Annotated in this window: 20 protein-coding genes; 8 read left to right on the top strand and 12 right to left on the bottom strand. The window is 37.6% G+C overall.

What is annotated here, in order from left to right:
- Positions 1-150: 150 nt before the first annotated feature.
- From AC1Z3K_RS03005 to rpmG, 7 genes are all read right to left on the bottom strand, one after another.
- Complete coding sequence (locus AC1Z3K_RS03005; protein WP_426081145.1) at positions 151-1,215, bottom strand: ABC transporter substrate-binding protein; 1,065 nt, start codon at positions 1,213-1,215, stop codon at positions 151-153.
- 30 nt (positions 1,216-1,245) lie between these two features.
- Positions 1,246-2,286 carry an ABC transporter ATP-binding protein gene (locus tag AC1Z3K_RS03000; protein WP_461731811.1) on the bottom strand — a complete coding sequence of 347 codons (1,041 nt, stop codon included), beginning with the start codon at positions 2,284-2,286 and terminating at the stop codon, positions 1,246-1,248.
- A 60-nt stretch (positions 2,287-2,346) separates the two neighbouring features.
- Complete coding sequence (locus tag AC1Z3K_RS02995) at positions 2,347-3,126, bottom strand: ABC transporter permease (protein ID WP_426081147.1); 780 nt, start codon at positions 3,124-3,126, stop codon at positions 2,347-2,349.
- Positions 3,119-3,955 carry an ABC transporter permease gene (locus AC1Z3K_RS02990; protein WP_426081148.1) on the bottom strand — a complete coding sequence of 279 codons (837 nt, stop codon included), beginning with the start codon at positions 3,953-3,955 and terminating at the stop codon, positions 3,119-3,121. Before AC1Z3K_RS02990 ends, AC1Z3K_RS02995 begins: the two co-directional genes overlap by 8 nt.
- Before the next feature lie 814 nt (positions 3,956-4,769).
- Positions 4,770-5,312, bottom strand: a complete 543-nt coding sequence (gene nusG, locus AC1Z3K_RS02985; RefSeq protein ID WP_426083902.1) for a transcription termination/antitermination protein NusG — start codon at positions 5,310-5,312, stop codon at positions 4,770-4,772.
- A gap of 229 nt (positions 5,313-5,541) precedes the next feature.
- Complete coding sequence (gene secE, locus AC1Z3K_RS02980) at positions 5,542-5,712, bottom strand: preprotein translocase subunit SecE (protein WP_426083904.1); 171 nt, start codon at positions 5,710-5,712, stop codon at positions 5,542-5,544.
- Positions 5,713-5,729: 17 nt separating this feature from the next.
- Positions 5,730-5,882, bottom strand: a complete 153-nt coding sequence (gene rpmG / locus AC1Z3K_RS02975) for a 50S ribosomal protein L33 (RefSeq protein ID WP_426083906.1) — start codon at positions 5,880-5,882, stop codon at positions 5,730-5,732.
- Between the two features lie 195 nt (positions 5,883-6,077).
- Here rpmG and cbpA point away from each other — a divergent pair, with 195 nt between their 5' ends.
- The 5 genes from cbpA (at position 6,078) to AC1Z3K_RS02950 (ending at position 8,299) form a co-directional block, all read left to right on the top strand.
- A complete protein-coding gene (cbpA, locus tag AC1Z3K_RS02970) occupies positions 6,078-6,722 on the top strand; it encodes a cyclic di-AMP binding protein CbpA (protein WP_461731810.1) in 645 nt (214 codons plus the stop codon).
- A 542-nt stretch (positions 6,723-7,264) separates the two neighbouring features.
- Positions 7,265-7,522: a hypothetical protein gene (locus AC1Z3K_RS02965; RefSeq protein WP_461731809.1), complete on the top strand. Its 258-nt coding sequence runs from the start codon at positions 7,265-7,267 to the stop codon at positions 7,520-7,522.
- Between the two features lie 57 nt (positions 7,523-7,579).
- The gene (locus AC1Z3K_RS02960; RefSeq protein WP_461731808.1) at positions 7,580-7,789 is read left to right on the top strand and encodes a hypothetical protein; all 210 of its coding nucleotides are present in this window, start codon (positions 7,580-7,582) and stop codon (positions 7,787-7,789) included.
- Between the two features lie 46 nt (positions 7,790-7,835).
- Positions 7,836-8,045, top strand: a complete 210-nt coding sequence (locus tag AC1Z3K_RS02955) for a hypothetical protein (RefSeq protein WP_461731807.1) — start codon at positions 7,836-7,838, stop codon at positions 8,043-8,045.
- A gap of 47 nt (positions 8,046-8,092) precedes the next feature.
- The gene (locus AC1Z3K_RS02950; protein ID WP_461731806.1) at positions 8,093-8,299 is read left to right on the top strand and encodes a hypothetical protein; all 207 of its coding nucleotides are present in this window, start codon (positions 8,093-8,095) and stop codon (positions 8,297-8,299) included.
- A gap of 316 nt (positions 8,300-8,615) precedes the next feature.
- On the opposite strand, the gene murB is transcribed toward AC1Z3K_RS02950, so the two are convergent.
- Positions 8,616-9,521 (bottom strand): UDP-N-acetylmuramate dehydrogenase, encoded by a 906-nt coding sequence (murB, locus tag AC1Z3K_RS02945; RefSeq protein ID WP_461731805.1) that lies wholly within the window; start codon positions 9,519-9,521, stop codon positions 8,616-8,618.
- Between the two features lie 177 nt (positions 9,522-9,698).
- The gene (locus tag AC1Z3K_RS02940; RefSeq protein WP_426083919.1) at positions 9,699-10,613 is read right to left on the bottom strand and encodes a Gfo/Idh/MocA family protein; all 915 of its coding nucleotides are present in this window, start codon (positions 10,611-10,613) and stop codon (positions 9,699-9,701) included.
- Between the two features lie 237 nt (positions 10,614-10,850).
- Here AC1Z3K_RS02940 and AC1Z3K_RS02935 point away from each other — a divergent pair, with 237 nt between their 5' ends.
- From AC1Z3K_RS02935 to AC1Z3K_RS02925, 3 genes are all read left to right on the top strand, one after another.
- Positions 10,851-11,135: a hypothetical protein gene (locus AC1Z3K_RS02935; RefSeq protein ID WP_426083921.1), complete on the top strand. Its 285-nt coding sequence runs from the start codon at positions 10,851-10,853 to the stop codon at positions 11,133-11,135.
- A 26-nt stretch (positions 11,136-11,161) separates the two neighbouring features.
- On the top strand, positions 11,162-11,917 hold the full coding sequence (locus tag AC1Z3K_RS02930; RefSeq protein ID WP_461731804.1) for an exodeoxyribonuclease III: 756 nt from the start codon (positions 11,162-11,164) through the stop codon (positions 11,915-11,917).
- Positions 11,918-12,003: 86 nt separating this feature from the next.
- A complete protein-coding gene (locus AC1Z3K_RS02925) occupies positions 12,004-12,537 on the top strand; it encodes a 3'-5' exonuclease (protein ID WP_461731803.1) in 534 nt (177 codons plus the stop codon).
- Between the two features lie 33 nt (positions 12,538-12,570).
- Here AC1Z3K_RS02925 and AC1Z3K_RS02920 read toward each other — a convergent pair whose 3' ends face one another.
- From AC1Z3K_RS02920 to AC1Z3K_RS02910, 3 genes are all read right to left on the bottom strand, one after another.
- Entirely contained in the window at positions 12,571-13,254 is a 684-nt protein-coding gene (locus tag AC1Z3K_RS02920; protein WP_461731802.1) for an O-methyltransferase, read from the bottom strand.
- 124 nt (positions 13,255-13,378) lie between these two features.
- Positions 13,379-14,053 carry a DUF624 domain-containing protein gene (locus AC1Z3K_RS02915; RefSeq protein ID WP_426083929.1) on the bottom strand — a complete coding sequence of 225 codons (675 nt, stop codon included), beginning with the start codon at positions 14,051-14,053 and terminating at the stop codon, positions 13,379-13,381.
- Positions 14,054-14,072: 19 nt separating this feature from the next.
- Positions 14,073-14,945 (bottom strand): carbohydrate ABC transporter permease, encoded by an 873-nt coding sequence (locus AC1Z3K_RS02910; protein ID WP_461731801.1) that lies wholly within the window; start codon positions 14,943-14,945, stop codon positions 14,073-14,075.
- Between the last annotated feature and the right edge of the window lie 8 nt (positions 14,946-14,953).

Genomic DNA, 14,953 nt, shown 5'->3' with positions numbered 1-14,953 from the left:
TATCAATTATAACTTTTTTCGAAACGTTTTTTCAGTAGATTCTTCCTTGAGGTGCTGCAGTAAATCATTTTAATTTTTTCGTTCCCTAGAGCTGTATTCATTCTAAAAAAATGACTGGAACTTCACTTCCGTCCCAGTCATTTCATATTTTTATTGATTAATCAATCGATTCCACTGGTCAATCCAATTTGTCAGCTGGCCATTAACAAAATCAAAATCCACTGTTTTGGCACGGTCTGCAATTGCTCCATACGTCATATTGCCTGCTTCTTCCTCTGTCAGCTCAACACCTTTGACAGTTGGTGCCTCGTTCAGCGACAACGCTTTAGCCTTTTGTGAATCCGCACTAATTCTATAGTTTACAAACTCGTATGCCAGCTCTTTGTTGGCAGCTTCTTTAGGAATATTAATTGTGTTGTAGTTTGCATAGGTGCCGCTTTCCGGTACCACATACTCAATCGTATCAGATTCTCCCTTGATAATATCATAGGCAAAGTCCATTACAACTGCCGCTTCAATTTCTCCTGCCTGAAACATGTTCGCCAAATCAGAAGATTTTGCATAAGTTTTAACAATGTTTGGCTTCAGCTCTTCCAATGCATCAAAGGCTGCTTTCCCATCATCCTTCGTGATGTCCTGGCTGCTGTAGTCACTGGCAATATACATCATCAATGGACCGGCAGTTGTTGTAATTTCAGGAATAGAGATTTTTCCTTTCAAAGATGCATCCCATAAATCTGACCAGTCTTTGATTTCTTTACCGACCTTCTCCTTATCATAAACAATTCCTACACTGTTAACAGCTATGGGAACACCTGCACCGCTGTCGAACACTTCCTTAGCTCCATCGGTCAATTCCGCTACATTCGGAATTTTTTTCTCATCAAGCTTTTCAAACAACTCTTTAGAGGCACCATCTGCAGAATTTGCCTGCGCCAACTCAATCACATCAATGCCTGTCGGATTACTTACCAGCTTGTTGAAACGGTCTCCGCTATTTCCTACATCCATTGTGATTTTAGCGTCAAACTCTTTTTCAAAAGGCGCCATTACATCACTTTTTACGATATCTTCACTTAAGCCGAAGGTTGATACAACTAAATCTTTGGATGCCTTTTTGTCTGTTGAAGAGCCGTCTGAGCTGCCCCCACCGCAGGCTGCTAAAGTTAATACACTCGCCAATACCAATGAACCTAATGCAAAACGTTTTTTCACAACTTTTTCCTCTTTTCACTTTTAATTTTTTTATTTATCTTCCAAAAGAACAATTTTTTCCTTTGGAAAGTGCAGTACGATTGTATCGCCTGCTTCATAAATTTGTTTATCCGTACCGTTAACTAGAAACTTACCTAGAGAAGTGACAACTTCATATTGATAGCTTTTTCCCAAAAATGTTCGTACTTCTACTTGTCCATCAACACAATTGACTTCAGCTTCCGAAGCAATTTCAATATCCTCCGGGCGAATGGTTGCAACGATTTTGTCAGCTGGCTGCTGTTTATAACTAGTTTCAAAAACATTGCCTTTTGCCTGATAGCGACCTTCTGCTACCCAATCTACAGCAAAGAAATTTTCAAAGCCTATAAAATGAGCCACAAATTTCGTCTTAGGGCTGCGGTAAATTATTTCCGGCGTATCGTATTGTTCGATAACCCCATTATTCATTACCGCTACTTTATCAGAGATTGAAAAGCACTCTTCTTGATCATGTGTAACAAAAACCGTTGTAATTCCCAGCTGCTGTTGAATTCTCTTAATTTCAATCCGCATCTGCACACGCAGCTTCGCATCCAGATTACTCAGGGGTTCATCCAGTAAAAGCAGCTTAGGTTCAATTACCAAGGCACGTGCTAAGGCTACCCGTTGACGCTGACCGCCCGACAACTGTTTAGGATAGCGGTCACCCAAATGACCCAACCCGCATATTTCCAGCATAGCTGCTACTTTTTCGTTTATTGTTTCTTTCTTTTCTTTGCGAAGCTTCAAACCAAAAGCCACATTTTCTGTAATCGTCAAATGAGGAAATAACGCATAGCTTTGAAAAACCATGCCAAAATTCCGCTTATGCACCGGTACTTTTACAAGCTCTTGATCATCCAGCTTAAACGAACCGTCATTCGGTGAAATCAAACCGGCAATTACCCGCAGCGTAGTTGTTTTCCCACAGCCGCTAGGTCCTAGCAAAGAAACCAGCTCACCTTTTTCCATCGAAATATTTAAGTCTTCCAATATATTTTGTTTCCCATCATAACTGACACGAATCTTATTTAAATTTACAAAGCTCACATTCTTCCTCCTATATTCAGTAATCATCCATTTTATTTATAAAGGCATAAAGCTTTTTTACTAGGCGATAGAGGCCAGCCCCAAGGTTTTTTCAATAACAAACATCAGCAAAATCGTCAGCAGCATAATCATTACTGATATAGCTGATACCGTTGGATCATAGGTGTATTCAATATAGCTCAGTAATGAAGTCGGCAGCATTGTCACACCTGGACCTGATAAGAACATCGAGACAGGAACATTATTGAAGGAATTCACAAAAGCCAACATAAATGCTGCAAAAATTCCAGAAGATACATTTGGCAAAACAACCTGTAGAAACGCCCTAGCCCTAGTACATCCTAGCGTCCACGCCACTTCTTCAATAGAAAAATCCAGTTGCTCCATGCTTGAACCTACTACGCGGATAATATACGGCAGACTGATTAGAAAATGACCAATCAAAAGCCCCTGCATTACCGGTAGGCGAAGCTGAATTACTACAAACTGAAAGAGAGAGTAGCCCACTACAATACCGGGAATCATCGTCGGTGAAAGAAAGAAGCTCTTTAGAATATTCTTAGTTTTAAGGTTATAACGTGATAGTGCATACGAAGTTGGAACGCCAACCAGAAGCGCAAGAAGCGTAGCTCCAATACCAATTGTCAAACTCAGCTTAAAGCTGCCCATAAATGTGTCAGAGGTCAGCGCCTTTTGATACCAGTCCAGAGAAAATTCTTTAATTGGAAACTGGATGGTAGCTGATTTGCCAAAAGAAGTCACAACGATGACCACTAACGGTAGAAATAGAAAAGCAAAAACCAAAACCGCAATCAGAGTCATTCCTTTTTGTTTACGCATTCTTTAACTCCCTTCTATCTAAACGAGCCGCTATAATATTTAATCCCTTGTTCACAATCAACGTCGTCACAATCATAATCAAAGCAATTACACTTGCAGAGGTCCAGTCTCCCAGAGTTGACGCTTTTTGGTAAAGGAAGGTTGCCAGCAGCATATTTTTATTTCCGCCTAGCAGCTGTGGCGTTGTATAGGCTGTCATTGTTCCAGTGAAAACCAGTATGCTCCCAACAATCACGCCTGGTGTGCACAGCGGCAAAACTATTTTATAAAAGGCTTTAAACGGACTGGCACCTAATGTTTCAGCTGCTTCTAATGTCTCTGATTCAATATTCTCCATGACCCCAACTAAAGTCATAATCATTGTAGGCAGAAAAAGATAGACCGAACCGACAATAATTGAAAATTCTGTATACAATAAAGTTAGAGGCTGATCAATTATTCCCAAGCTTAACAATACATTGTTAACTACACCTGATTTCCCTAAAATATTTATCCAGGCAAAGCTGCGGATAACAGAATTCGTCAGCAAAGGAAACATCGTCATTGCCATTAAAATACTCTTCCATTTTTTACTGACTCCTGCAATATAATAGGCTGCTGGAATACCTAAAACTGCAGAAATTAAAGTCACGATTACCGATACCCGTATCGTACGAATAAAGATTTTCAGATTATAATCATCCGTCAAAAAATCCGTATAAGGTTTTACACTCGCTCCTGCATCTGTAAAAATGGTCGGCCAGATACTGTTTACCAATGGTACAATCATAAAAAATAATAGCAAAATAACACCTGGTGTTACGATTAAATACGGAACATTCCGTTTCATTTCATCTCTCCTTATTCGTTTTTCTATAATATTATAATTAAAAACACGAACATTTACAATAAAAAAATTATCTTTATTAGCAAAAATGCGTAATCTATTCAATTCACAAATATAACATAAATATTTTGTTCGCTTTTTCTATTAATAAGTTCAAATCCAAACAAAATTTTATCATTAAAAATTCATTTTTTTCAGATTCAGCCCCTATGCAAATCTAGTTTAACCAACTTTTAGCAACATATAACTAACTACATTTTTTTCGTTCACAATCATCTTGATATACAAAGGATAAACACGAACATTAATAACCAACTGAAATCATCTGACAAAAAATAGAAACTTCTTTTTTATATAGTTAAAAACCGTACATTATTCTACAAAATAATTTTATTGGTAAGTATCTGGAGATTTCTTTTGCATATTGAAAAAGAAATGGATAAACACTCTCAAAAAACGAGTACGAGTCAAACATATGATGCCCTTTTGTCAATAGGCCGACTCGACTTATTATTAAAAACAGCCGCTCGTGAAGCTAAATCCTCTCTCACTATTCCTTGATATTACTGAATTTATAACTCATAAAAATTTTATAATTACTTTACCAATAAAAAAGATGTCCACTTTATTTTAAGGGCACCCTTTTTACTCTATAACATTTTACACTGGTAAAAAATCCTGTCTCTGGGATTATCATAGCCAAAGCAACACTCGATTCCTCAGTTAAATGATACAGTTTTTCTAACGCTAGTAAAAAAGCTTGGAATAAAATCAGAAAATCTCTGATTTTATTCCAAGCTTTATGATTTTATTCAACTTAGATTTTATCTACCTGTTCAAAATCCAGCTCTGTGCTTGTTTCACGGCCAAACATATCAATATTAACTTTTAGTTTTTGTTTTTCTTCATCAATCTCTGTTACCTCTCCTTCTAATCCAGAGAAGGCTCCTTCAATGATTTGGACAGTTTCACCAATTGAAACTTCCAAATCATTTTGGCGAGTGCTCATGCCGATAGAACGTAAAATATGATTAATTTCTTCCTGCAGCAATGGCGCCGGCTTGCTTCCTGCACCATGGGAACCAACAAATCCTGTTACTCCTGGCGTATTACGTACAACATACCATGAATCATCCGTCATGACCATCTCAACAAGTACATAACCTGGGAACGTCTTATGGACAATTTCCTTACTTTTACCGTTTTTCACTTCAGTTTCTGTTTCTTCCGGAACAACGACACGAAAAATAAAATCCCCCATACCCATACTTTGAGCACGAGATTCAATATTCGCCTTTACTTTGTTTTCATAGCCGGAATACGTATGCAGCACGTACCAATTTTTTTCGTAGGATTCCATTCCTGTTCAAGCTCCTTTATATATAAATTCTGTTAAAGAAACGAGATATCTGGAGATGACCTTCACTATCTGTGATAGGCAAAGGTCACTCTATGTGCGCAGAATCTTTTACAGGATTTATATAGTTAAATTAATTGTTTTTAAGAAAAATAAAAAAACCTCAGCTTTCCCGAAGTTTTTCTTTACCACAACCAGTATACCATTCACCAATGAAAAATACCAGTTGGAATCAACGAAGAATCAAACCAAAAATAGCCTGAATCGCTGTATCCATCACGAAAAATAGCGCTGCAAAGATTGCTGTTGTTTCAATAACAATCAAGGTATCTTTACGCAGTTGTTTTTTTGACGGCCAAGTTACTTTCTTCATTTCATCTCTTACGCCTTTTAAAAACTTCATTTTTACCCCTCCAATACTTACTTTGTCTCTTTATGCAATGTATGCTGTCCACAATATTTACAGAATTTTTTGACCTCTAATCGCTCTCCGCGTTTTCCTTCGGTTACCGCCTTAGAATAATTACGGGAGCCGCAAACGGAACAGGCAAGTGCTGCTTTCTTTACCGCCATCAACTTTCCTCCTCTGTTCACAAAATCACTACTAAGAATAGCATCATTTCTCTCAAAAGTCAATCTTTCCTCTTTTAATCAGCAGGTACAGTTCTCTGTTTTTTTATCCACCTTAACTCTCTGTCTACTATTGTTTTTTTTCAAGATATGGTATTATTAATTTGTCCGAAACATACAATTTAAGGAGGTTTAGCTATGTTATTAAAATCTGTTGTTTTAAAAAAGAAAAATCTTACTACAGTAAATGAATCCTGTACGTTAGAAGAAGCTTTAAACATATTGGAAGAGTCCGGCTACCGCTGCGTACCAATTCTTGATGAATCAGGAAAAATCTTCCGTGGAAATATCTATAAAATGCATATCTATAGACATAAAGCAAACGGTGGCGACATGAGCCTGCCGGTTACCTATCTTTTGAAAAATGCAACAAAGTTCATTTATGTCAATACATCATTTTTCAAGGTTTTCTTTACTATTAAAGAATTACCGTATATTGCTGTTCTCGATGAAAACAATCACTTTTACGGTATTTTGACTCACAGCACACTACTGAATATTCTGGCACAGTCTTGGAATATTGAGACAGGCAGCTACGTTTTGACAATTGCTTCAACTGGCAAGCAGGGGGATTTAGCAGCTATCTCTAAAATTATCGCAAAGCACAGCAGCATTGCAAGCTGTATCACTTTAGATATTGGTAAGGGTGATTTTATCCGCAGAACATTGATTACTCTTCCTTCTGGCACAACAGAAGAAACCTGTGCGCTCATTGTTGAACAGCTGGAAAGAAAGAACTTCAAGGTCGTTGAGATGGAAGGTTTGAAAAACAACGAAAATTAAGAAACAACAATAGAACTAAAGAGTAGATAATACGCCTTCTAAAAAAGCAGGCCTGAGTTTGATGCACCTTATCAAACTCAGGCCTGCTTTTTTAACGTTTTAAAATCACTAGCGCGTGCCCGAGCATATGAGATTTCTACGGGTAATTGCGGTAGCCTAGAAAAGGATACTTATGCAGCACATCAGCGACTATTTCTGCCAACGAGTCCTGTCACACACTCGAATATTATCAACACTAGTGTTTTCAAACATACTCTAAAAAACTTTTTAAACTAAAAATAATTTCTTGCAATTTTAAGAATAAAATCTTTGGAATAAGCCTATTGCGGTGGTATTTAATCATTATTTAAACGTGTGTACAAAAAAATATGAATTTTTTGTTGACAAAATAAAAAATACAGTTTATTATAAAAGCATAAACAAACCGACAGTCAGTCTAAAATCAAAAAAGTTGATTACCCACCTAACCTCAACAGAAGTTGAGGAAAAAAATGCTCTTAAAACGACAGACAGTCGGTCTTGGAAATTAGGAGGAAAACATAATGAATTATGTACAAACAATGAACACTATCTCAGAAAGAAGTCAAATCGATTGGCAAACGTGCGAAGCCATTATCAAAAGCTACGAAAGATATTGTGAAAGAAATCTCACAAGAACATCAAGTAAAAATATGCAGGCAATTACCAGCTTCATTGTAGAGGATTCTTCAGTTGATATGCGGCAGGCAGAGACAGTGATGACAGAATTATTTGTGGTATTAAAAGAACAGATAAAGAAAAAAGTCCCATTTTTAAAATAAAAACAATGAGTTACAGTAACGAACAAAAACAAAACAATAGATAAGGGGAAAAAGAAAATGATGAAAACAAAAGTAATGGTAGGAATACTTGGAGCAGTAGCGTGTTTAGGATTAGTGTCTCAAGCAGCAGAAAAGGAACTAGATAAAGAAGAGATTAAAAGCTATGTAGTAAATAACTTCAAAGAACACGATGAGCGTGACGCATTGATTGACTTTGATAATGATGAAAAGGAAGAACATACATTTTTTGAATGGATAGGATTTTAAATAGGATTAGCCAAAAAATAAAACAATAGATGAGGAGAAAAAGAAAATGATGAAAACAAAAGTAATGGTAGGAATACTTGGAGCAGTAGCGTGTTTAGGATTAGTGTCTCAAGCAGCAGAAAAGGAACTAGATAAAGAAGAGATTAAAAGCTATGTAGTAAATAACTTCAAAGAACACGATGAGCGTGACGCATTGATTGACTTTGATAATGATGAAAAGGAAGAACATACATTTATGGAGTGGCTAGGTTTTTAAATAGGATTAACCAAAAAATAAAACAATATGATGAGGAGAAAAAAATGATGAAAACAAAAGTAATGGTAGGAATAATTGGAGCAATCGCATGTTTAGGAGTAGTGTCTCAAGCAGCAGAAAAGGAACTAAATAAAGAAGAGATCAAAAGTTATGTAGTAAGTAACTTTAAAGAACATGATGAGCATGACGCATTGATTGACTTTGATAATGATGAAAAGGAAGAACATACATTTATGGAGTGGCTAGGTTTTTAAATAGAAAGAAGCAAATAAGATAAAAGGGTTCATCTAAAAAAAATAAACAGAAATTCACGAAAATGACAGGGACACGAATAGAAGCCAGTCGAAGTTGACTGATTCCTACTAGGTACTTCTCACATTTTCGTGAATTTTTGCTTATTTTCGATGGGAATATTTTTGTTCTTACCGTTTTAGACTCTTGTTCATTGAATGGCGGCTTGCTCTCTGGTTCTATTTAGGAGCAAAGCTGTTCCTCTCCTACTTTGGTATCCTTCTAAAAAACGACTTGTAAAATACGTTTCAATCAATTATAGCCTGATTTACAGATCCTTTACAGAACTTCTTCACCAATAATCCGAACCTCTGTTTCTAAAACAACATCAAATTTTTCTTTGATTACTTCTTGGATATGAGCTATCAGCTCTACATAGTCTGTAGCGGTTGCCTGATCTATATTTACAATAAAGCCTGCATGCTTCTCTGAAATCTGAGCACCGCCCCATTTCAGCCCTTGTAAGCCAGCATCCTGAATCAGCTTCCCTGTGAAATGTCCTGCCGGGCGTTTAAACACGCTGCCGCATGAGGGATATTCCAACGGCTGCTTTGATTGCCTCAGCTCTGTCAACTCATCCATGCGCTGCTTAATCTGCGCATGATTGCCTTTTTCCAAAGAGAATTCTGCCTGTAAAATGATACAAGTCATGTCTTGTACAGCACTGTGTCTATAGGAAAAATTCATCTCTTCATTCCTCAGTGTACGGCATTCTCCGTCAGGCAGCAGAATATCAACTTTTTCAAAGACATCTTTGATTTCACCATCATAAGCGCCGGCATTCATATACACAGCTCCGCCGACACTTCCAGGAATACCGCAGGCAAACTCAAAACCGGTCAAATCGTTTTTTAATGCCTCATACGTTGTATCAATAAGTTTTGCTCCGGCATCAACAACTATCTTTTCTCCACTAACATTGATTTGATTCATCTCTGTAAGCATTAGAACAACACCACGAATACCTCCGTCGCGAACAATCAAATTACTAGCGTTGCCTAGTACTAGCCAGGGAATGTTATTCTCCTTACAAAAAAGAATGACCTGTCGTACTTCTTTTTTTGTTTTTGGAAAAACCAGCATATCCACCGGCCCGCCAGTCTTGGTGAAGGTGAAATTTTTTAAAGGCTCATCAAATAAAATTGTCGTCTCCGGCAGCGCCTGTTGAATCTTCCTTTTATCCATTAAACGTCGTTTCCTTTCTCACGAATATCTCTATTATTCTAGCATGACGATAAGAAACTTTCTATATAAATCCAGCTAGAACATTTGATTCAGTCTTTCAATCAGCAAAGCATCTTTTCAAATATGTCTTGCTTTTATAATAGTAGATTTTCTGTACGTTTTCATCCACTGAACGTTTCAGAGTATGTGACGCTGATGCTTCCTCAGCATCTCTCCGCACAGCTCGTGACTTAATAATACATCATTTTGCTTTAGTTCTGTGGTATCTTTTTGCTTGATTCCCTGAATAAATGCTCTGATCAAGGGAGCGAAGCCCCGTTTATCCAAGGTTGTTTCCCAGTCGCCAAATCCTTGTTTTCGAATTCCGGCAGTATTTTGAATCGTTAAATCGGTCAAATTATCCAAGGTATATGTCCCTTGGGGTGCGGTTACCTGATAGCTTTCCGTATTCGCTCCAGACCTTAAATCCATAGAACAGATAGCAGTGGTTGTCTCTGTTTCCAGATGTAAAAAGACCCGCTGCAGCTGTCCCTCTTCCTCAATAATTTTAGACTGTATCTGCTGAATTGGATTATCCAATAGATAGACAGCAGTATCCACAAGATGAAGAAATAGATCATAAATCATAAATCCAGTTTCTCCTGGCGCATCTATTCGATTTTTCTGCAGTAAAATTAGATTTTTATCTTCAATATCTTTCAATTCGGATACCAAAGGCGCAAAACGGCGGTTAAAGGCAATCATTAAAATCAGCTGTTGTTCATCTGCATATGCCTTTAACCGTTTAACCTCAGCAGGATGTTCGCTCAACGGCTTATCCACACATACATGAATTCCAGCTTTCAATAGCTTCTCTACGATTTCCACATGGACTTCTGTTGCTGCATGAACAAAACAAGCTTCAATTCCAGCTGTTATCAGCTCATCAATCGTTTCAACAACATGCTGAAAACCATATTTCTCTTTCAGTTTCAGTCTAGTCTTTTCATTTCTTGTTGCAAGGATAAATTCTCCTTCATCTCTTAGTTCGCTATAGACTGGTAGATAAGCCTTTTGAGCAATGTTTCCTAATCCAATTACACCGATTTTCATAAAATATCCTCCTCAATATATACTGTCACTGTTAGACAATCATTACACTTTTATACTAATATTACTATACTTGTTGAAAACACACCTTTCAATGGCGGGTATCAAAATAAAGGACTTACTACCTAACTGAAAAGTCTCCTGTTTTTAACTTCTCTTCTTATCTTAAAACAAACTTTCCTTTTCTACTACAATAATAGTGGTATAATCGGAATATATTGCTTATAAAGGAGCAGAAATTTGAGAAATAAAATGAATTATCGGATGTATTTTTTCGGTTCTTGGTTATTGTTGATGCTGGCAGCTGATATTTTTGTATTTGTGGTTAAGTCACAGTTACATAAGTATACTGGAAATTTGTCTGCCTTTCTGCAGCTAATGGATAAACCAGCTATTTTACTATTTGGAATGCTCGCTGCAGGACTTTCAATTACTTTCTTTTTTAAAGCTAGTTTCCTATTGATAAAAAACCGAAAAGCTAATAACACCGCTGTTCTTGGTTCAGCAGATAAATTGACTATTTAAAAGAATGAATATAAGGAGCGAAAAAAATGAAGTGTATCTCATGGAATGTTAACGGCTTGCGAGCTGTTGTGAAAAAGAATTTTATGGACGTTTTTCAGGAATTAGACGCAGACTTTTTCTGCTTGCAGGAAACAAAGCTTCAAGAAGGACAAATAGAGCTCGAACTGCCAGGCTACTATCAATATTGGAACTACGCCGAAAAAAAGGGTTACTCCGGGACTGCCATCTTTACAAAAAAAGAAGCTTTGTCTGCCTACTATGGAATCGGCATTGAAGAACACGACACTGAAGGTCGGGTGATTACACTTGAATATCCTGAATATTACGTGATTACCTGTTATACACCGAACTCTCAAAATGAATTAAAAAGATTAGATTACCGTATGACCTGGGAAGATGCTTTCCGCCGCTATTTAGATGAATTAAAAGAGAAAAAACCGGTTATCCTCTGCGGTGATTTAAATGTTGCCCATCAAAATATTGATTTGAAAAACTGGAAAACCAACCAAAAAAATGCTGGTTTTACACCTGAAGAACGACAAAAATTTTCAGACTTGCTCGCTGACGGCTTCATTGACACGTACCGCTATTTCTACCCTGACCAAGAAGGTGTCTACTCTTGGTGGAGCTATCGTTTTAACGCCCGAAAAAACAATGCCGGCTGGCGTATTGATTATTTTCTTGTTTCAGAAGATCTACAAGATTCTTTAGCTTCAGCTACAATTCACACCTCTATTACAGGAAGTGATCATTGCCCTGTAGAGGTTGTTATTAATGTTTAATTTTTCTATTCTTCTCATTTTTGAATGATTTTATTAACAAATAGGTTATAATATAGATATTACAACACAAGGAAAGGATCCTGAGCATGAATTTTTACGCAATTGATTTTGAAACGGCTAGTTATGCTAAGCATAGTGCCTGTTCAGTTGCCTTGATAAAAGTTGAAAATAGCCGCATCGTCGGTGAATACTATTCCCTAATTCAACCGGAAACAGATTTTTTCTGGAAAAATATTCAGATTCATGGCATTCGACCGGAAAACGTTGCCGATGCACCAAAATTTCCAGAGGTCTGGCAGCAGATTCATAATTGTTTTCAGTCAAATAGTCTTGTTGTTGCTCACAATGCCGGCTTCGACTGTGGTGTACTAGCAGGCTGTCTGGATTACTATCACTTGGAGCAGCCTAATTATTTATCCCTTTGTACGGTCAGAACCAGCCGGAAGCTGTTTCCTGAATTTCCAAACCACAAACTAAACACCGTTTGTGATAACCTTAATATTCAATTGAAAAATCATCATGATGCACTAGAGGACAGCAGAGCCTGTGCTGAAATCCTGCTCCATCAGGAAAAGATGTTTGGAACCGAACCTCTGAAAAAAATGATTACACTACGTTGATAAAAAAAGCGCGTCCTTTTGGGACGCGTCTTTTTATAATTGTATACTGTCTTTTTCTTTCGTAATCAAAATAACACCGTCTCCCAATGGTAAAAGCGTGGATGTTAAATCAGGATGTGTCATAACCGTTTCCAGAAACTCGTTGAGCTTGCGGTGAATAGCCCGCTTTCCTCGTGGAATCTCCTCTGTAGGTTCTAGGATTGTACCACCTTGAAACACATCATCCACCATCAGCACTCCGCCCGTTTTCAAAAGTCTAAGGCATTCCGGCAGAAATTCAATATATTTTGATTTTGCACTATCCATAAAAATAAAATCATATTGTTGATTCAATGTAGGTAGAATATCTGATGCCTGTCCTTCCAATAAAGTAACCTTATCAGTCAAACCTAAACGTTCATAAGTTTTCGTTGCTTTTCTTATCATGACATCAAAACGGTCAATCGTTGTTACATGCCCGTCTTCACCTACATATTGCGCCATCAGACTGGAAGAAAAACCAATTGCTGCGCCAATTTCCAAAATAGCCTGCGGTTTTAATTGTCCTAGTAGAAACTGCAGAAAAACAACCGTTTCATGAGGAATAACAGGGATTTCATCTTTGTGGGCTTCTTCTTCAATTACACCCAGCTCTCCTGTCAGCTTCTTTTGCTTTTCCCTCATAAATTCAAGCAGTTCTTTTTTTACGACTGGCCGGTGCATCATTTCATTCCGCATATTCTCCACTCCTTTTCCCGTCCACTATTATACGAATTCCGGGAATCAAAGTCAAAAGCTCTGGACAACTGCTGAACAAAACAGCGTACTGCTCAGCAACTGCCTGTCAAATACTAGTCTTCCGCTAATCGACAGCTGTCTGCTTAGGCATATGGAGCTTCCCTGCATTTAAATAAATAATACCCGCAAAAAGTGCTGGTGTTAGTATGAACCCAAATTGCGGTTTTAACATCATCAACAGCAGCATTAGAGAAAAGAGCACAATATTCAGTAGACTGGCATACCATTTCCGCAGTGTGTAGTAAAAGGCAATTCGCCCAACACTCTTGATGGAGGCGTCAGGATTTCTTACCTGAAAATATAAGCAATGGATACTCCAGCCAGTTAGAATCAAAAGCAGCAGCAAGAAAAAGGGAATCAGCCACTGACCATAAGAAAACTTTGCGAAAAATAAGCTGTCGGTAATAGTAATAATTGCTCCTAGCCAACACGGCAGCCAGAAAATCATGCCTCTTAATCCGAAAGTCTTATATGCTTTGAAAAATGAGCGGACTGGTTCAACTTCTTGTTCCTCTTTGAATGTATTAATGACAACGAAAAGTGCTGACAAAGCTGGACCAAAACACAATAAGCCAAGAAGAAAGAACGGTAAATTTCTGATGTCTATCGCTAGTAGGCAAGCTGCTAAGAAAAAGGGCAAAATTGCCACAAGAAAACATAGATTGCTAATCAAAAATAGATACGCCCAGCGAAACAGCTTCATGTAAATATTATTATCAAATGTCTGCTTTCGAAGCATAATCCTTCCTCTCCTTTCCTTATCCCTTCATTCCAGATGTCGCGATGCCTTCTACAAAATATTTCTGCATAGCAATAAAGACAATCCCTACTGGTAAAATGGATACAACCGAAGCCGCCATGATTAGCGCGTATTCTGCATCAAATAAACCGACAAACATTTTCAAACCTAATTGAATCGTTTTGTTTTCAGTAGAAGATAAGTAGATAAACGGTCCCATATAATCATTCCAAGTATTTACAAATGTGATAATTGTTAAACTAGCCAGCGCAGGCTTAGTTAACGGCAAAATGATTTTCCGGTAAATCCCCCACTCTGTCAGACCATCAATCCGAGCACTTTCACAGAGCTCATCTGGTATACTGCTGTAGTATTGCTTCAAAAGAAACACGCCAAAGGCACTGAAGGCCTGCAGCAGAACCAGTGACCATAAGGTATCAGTCAGTCCTAATTGCCGCATCATAATAAACTGAGGAATCATATAAGACTGCCATGGAACAGCGATGGTTCCGATGTATGCTAAAAACAGTATATCTCTTCCTTTAAAATGCATCTTTGAAAAACCATAGGCTGCAAAGCTGGAAGTCAACAGCTGAATCAGCGTAATGATGATACTTAAAAATGCTGTATTTTTGAAAAAAGTAACTAAAGGGATTCGTTCCCAAATAACTGAATAATTTTCTGGATGCCATTCTTTGGGTACCCATTGAATCGGAATTGCAAACACATCATTATTTGTTTTAAAAGAAGCAGATACCATCCAGATAAAAGGGACGAGTGTAATCAGCGCCAAGAGTATTAGAACAACAATCAGCAACACTCGGCCAATAGTTAGCCGGTCTTTCTTCTTTTTTTTATCTTTTGTTTCTGTCTTTTGAACAGTTGCTTCCATTCGTTGCT

Source organism: Enterococcus sp. LJL128 (assembly GCF_056924295.1).
Note: the sequence above shows the minus strand (reverse complement) of the source record. Positions and strands in the feature narration are given on the sequence as shown.

Bases quoted from the DNA above. Each gene is read 5' to 3' on its own strand.
- AC1Z3K_RS02995 (WP_426081147.1), bottom strand. From the start codon at position 3,126: ATGCGTAAACAAAAAGGAATGACTCTGATTGCGGTTTTGGTTTTTGCT.
- AC1Z3K_RS02990 (WP_426081148.1), bottom strand. From the start codon at position 3,955: ATGAAACGGAATGTTCCGTATTTAATCGTAACACCAGGTGTTATTTTG.
- nusG (WP_426083902.1), bottom strand. From the start codon at position 5,312: ATGGAATCCTACGAAAAAAATTGGTACGTGCTGCATACGTATTCCGGC.
- secE (WP_426083904.1), bottom strand. From the start codon at position 5,712: ATGAAGTTTTTAAAAGGCGTAAGAGATGAAATGAAGAAAGTAACTTGG.
- rpmG (WP_426083906.1), bottom strand. From the start codon at position 5,882: ATGGCGGTAAAGAAAGCAGCACTTGCCTGTTCCGTTTGCGGCTCCCGT.
- cbpA (WP_461731810.1), top strand. From the start codon at position 6,078: ATGTTATTAAAATCTGTTGTTTTAAAAAAGAAAAATCTTACTACAGTA.
- AC1Z3K_RS02965 (WP_461731809.1), top strand. From the start codon at position 7,265: ATGAATTATGTACAAACAATGAACACTATCTCAGAAAGAAGTCAAATC.
- AC1Z3K_RS02960 (WP_461731808.1), top strand. From the start codon at position 7,580: ATGATGAAAACAAAAGTAATGGTAGGAATACTTGGAGCAGTAGCGTGT.
- AC1Z3K_RS02955 (WP_461731807.1), top strand. From the start codon at position 7,836: ATGATGAAAACAAAAGTAATGGTAGGAATACTTGGAGCAGTAGCGTGT.
- AC1Z3K_RS02950 (WP_461731806.1), top strand. From the start codon at position 8,093: ATGAAAACAAAAGTAATGGTAGGAATAATTGGAGCAATCGCATGTTTA.
- murB (WP_461731805.1), bottom strand. From the start codon at position 9,521: ATGGATAAAAGGAAGATTCAACAGGCGCTGCCGGAGACGACAATTTTA.
- AC1Z3K_RS02940 (WP_426083919.1), bottom strand. From the start codon at position 10,613: ATGAAAATCGGTGTAATTGGATTAGGAAACATTGCTCAAAAGGCTTAT.
- AC1Z3K_RS02930 (WP_461731804.1), top strand. From the start codon at position 11,162: ATGAAGTGTATCTCATGGAATGTTAACGGCTTGCGAGCTGTTGTGAAA.
- AC1Z3K_RS02925 (WP_461731803.1), top strand. From the start codon at position 12,004: ATGAATTTTTACGCAATTGATTTTGAAACGGCTAGTTATGCTAAGCAT.
- AC1Z3K_RS02920 (WP_461731802.1), bottom strand. From the start codon at position 13,254: ATGCGGAATGAAATGATGCACCGGCCAGTCGTAAAAAAAGAACTGCTT.
- AC1Z3K_RS02915 (WP_426083929.1), bottom strand. From the start codon at position 14,053: ATGCTTCGAAAGCAGACATTTGATAATAATATTTACATGAAGCTGTTT.
- AC1Z3K_RS02910 (WP_461731801.1), bottom strand. From the start codon at position 14,945: ATGGAAGCAACTGTTCAAAAGACAGAAACAAAAGATAAAAAAAAGAAG.